The sequence below is a fragment of the Rhodococcus sp. BS-15 genome, from assembly GCF_000813105.1.
GTDB lineage: Bacteria > Actinomycetota > Actinomycetes > Mycobacteriales > Mycobacteriaceae > Rhodococcoides.
Map to the genome: position 1 here is coordinate 1 of NZ_BAOX01000414.1, position 3,241 is coordinate 3,241.

At 55.0% G+C, this 3,241-nt stretch carries 1 rRNA gene; it reads right to left on the reverse strand.

The features are described from left to right. Positions 1–43 precede the first annotated feature (43 nt). A 23S ribosomal RNA gene (locus RHBS_RS26010) occupies positions 44–3,198 on the reverse strand. Positions 3,199–3,241 lie beyond the last annotated feature (43 nt).

The window sequence follows — 3,241 nt, forward strand, 5'->3', positions numbered from 1 at the left end:
CGTGTGTTGTTTCAGATATTGCACAGTGGACGCGTAGCTTCTTTGTGGTAAGTCCTCGGCCTATTAGTACCAGTCACCTGCATCGGTTACCCGACTTCCAGTTCTGGCCTATCAACCCGGTGGTCTGCCGGGGGCCTTACCCCCTCGAGGGGGTGAGAAACCTCATCTTGGAACAGGCTTCCCGCTTAGATGCTTTCAGCGGTTATCCCTTCCGAACGTAGCCAACCAGCGGTGCTCCTGGTGGAACAACTGGCACACCAGAGGTTCGTCCGTCCCGGTCCTCTCGTACTAGGGACAGCCTTCCTCAAGTTTCTTACGCGCGCGGCGGATAGAGACCGAACTGTCTCACGACGTTCTAAACCCAGCTCGCGTGCCGCTTTAATGGGCGAACAGCCCAACCCTTGGGACCTACTCCAGCCCCAGGATGCGACGAGCCGACATCGAGGTGCCAAACCATCCCGTCGATATGGACTCTTGGGGAAGATCAGCCTGTTATCCCCGGGGTACCTTTTATCCGTTGAGCGACACCGCTTCCACTTGCCGGTGCCGGATCACTAGTCCCGACTTTCGTCCCTGCTCGACTTGTCAGTCTCACAGTCAAGCTCCCTTGTGCACTTGCACTCGACACCTGATTGCCAACCAGGCTGAGGGAACCTTTGGGCGCCTCCGTTACATTTTAGGAGGCAACCGCCCCAGTTAAACTACCCACCAGGCACTGTCCCTGAACCAGATCATGGTCCGAGGTTGAGGTATCCAATACGATCAGAGTGGTATTTCAACAACGACTCCACAGTAACTGGCGTCACCGCTTCACAGTCTCCCACCTATCCTACACAAACCGAACCGAACACCAATACCAAGCTGTAGTGAAGGTCCCGGGGTCTTTTCGTCCTGCCGCGCGTAACGAGCATCTTTACTCGTAATGCAATTTCGCCGAGTCTATGGTTGAGACAGCTGAGAAGTCGTTACGCCATTCGTGCAGGTCGGAACTTACCCGACAAGGAATTTCGCTACCTTAGGATGGTTATAGTTACCACCGCCGTTTACTGGGGCTTAAATTCTCAGCTTCGCTCTTACGAGCTAACCGGTCCTCTTAACCTTCCAGCACCGGGCAGGCGTCAGTCCGTATACATCGTCTTACGACTTCGCACGGACCTGTGTTTTTAGTAAACAGTCGCTTCTCACTGGTCTCTGCGGCCCCACCCAGCTCAGGAAGTAAATTCCGTCACCGGACAGGGCCCCCCTTCTCCCGAAGTTACGGGGGCATTTTGCCGAGTTCCTTAACCATAGTTATCTCGATCGCCTTAGTATTCTCTACCTGACCACCTGTGTCGGTTTGGGGTACGGGCCGTGTAACAACTCACTAGAGGCTTTTCTCGGCAGCATAGGATCACTGAATTCGCCTCAATCGGCTACGCATCACCTCTCAGGCTTGATGAACGGCGGATTTGCCTACCGTTCGCCCTACAGGCTTACACCAGTACAACCACTGACTGGCCCAGCTACCTTCCTGCGTCACCCCATCGCTTGGCTACTACCAGATCAGGTCCCACGCATCCACCACACGCCTCACTCTCGAAAGAGATCAGTCATCTGGATTCAGGGTGGTTAGTGTCACTGATTCACCATGGGCGCGGTTACACGGGTACGGGAATATCAACCCGTTGTCCATCGGCTACGCCTGTCGGCCTCGTCTTAGGTCCCGACTCACCCTGGGCGGATTAACCTGGCCCAGGAACCCTTGGTCATTCGGCGGACGAGTTTCTCACTCGTCTTTCGCTACTCATGCCTGCATTCTCACTCGCGCAGCCTCCACACCTGGATCACTCCGATGCTTCCATGGCTGCACGACGCTCCCCTACCCACCCACACACCTGCACACAAATCCGCAGACTTGCATGGGGCTATTGTGTGAGTGCCGCAGCTTCGGTGGTGTACTTGAGCCCCGCTACATTGTCGGCGCAGGATCACTTGACCAGTGAGCTATTACGCACTCTTTCAAGGGTGGCTGCTTCTAAGCCAACCTCCTGGTTGTCTTCGCGACCCCACATCCTTTTCCACTTAGTACACGCTTAGGGACCTTAGCTGGCGATCTGGGCTGTTTCCCTCTCGACTACGAACCTTATCGCCCGCAGTCTCACTGCCACGCTCTCACTCACCGGCATTCGGAGTTTGGCTGATTTCGGTAAGCTTGTAGGCCCCCTAGACCATCCAGTAGCTCTACCTCCGGCGAGAAACACGTGACGCTGCACCTAAATGCATTTCGGGGAGAACCAGCTATCACGGAGTTTGATTGGCCTTTCACCCCTACCCACAACTCATCCCCTCAGTTTTCAACCTAAGTGGGTTCGGTCCTCCACGACGTCTTACCGTCGCTTCAACCTGGCCATGGGTAGATCACTCCGCTTCGGGTCTAGAACACGCCACTACACACCACGAAGGTGATACGCCCTATTCGGACTCGCTTTCGCTACGGCTACCCCACACGGGTTAACCTCGCGACATGCCACTAACTCGCAGGCTCATTCTTCAAAAGGCACGCCATCACCAGCCATGACGAATCATGCACCAGCTTTGACGGATTGTAAGCGCACGGTTTCAGGTACTATTTCACTCCCCTCCCGGGGTACTTTTCACCTTTCCCTCACGGTACTAGTCCGCTATCGGTCACCAGGGAGTATTCAGGCTTATCGGGTGGTCCCGACAGATTCACAGCAGATTTCACGGGCCCGCTGCTACTTGGGTATCCACAACGACAGTTGCAATGTTTTCGTCTACGGGACTCTCACCCTCTACGACAGGCCGTTCCAGACCACTTCGACTAACACCACAATTTCTCACTGTCGGCCGATCCGGCAGAATCGACAATGCAAACCCCACAACCCTCCATACGCAACCCCTGCCGGGTATCACACGCACAAAGTTTGGCCTCATCCGCTTTCGCTCGCCACTACTCACGGAATCACTATTGTTTTCTCTTCCTGTGGGTACTGAGATGTTTCACTTCCCCACGTTCCCTCCACACACCCTATATATTCAGGTGCAGGTAACACGACATCACTCGTGCTGGGTTTCCCCATTCGGACACCCTCGGATCACAGCTCGGTTGACAGCTCCCCGAGGCTTATCGCAGCCTCCTACGTCCTTCATCGGCTCCTGGTGCCAAGGCATCCACCGTACGCTCTTCATTACTTACAACAAAGATGCTCGCGTCCACTGTGCAATTCTCAAACAACACACA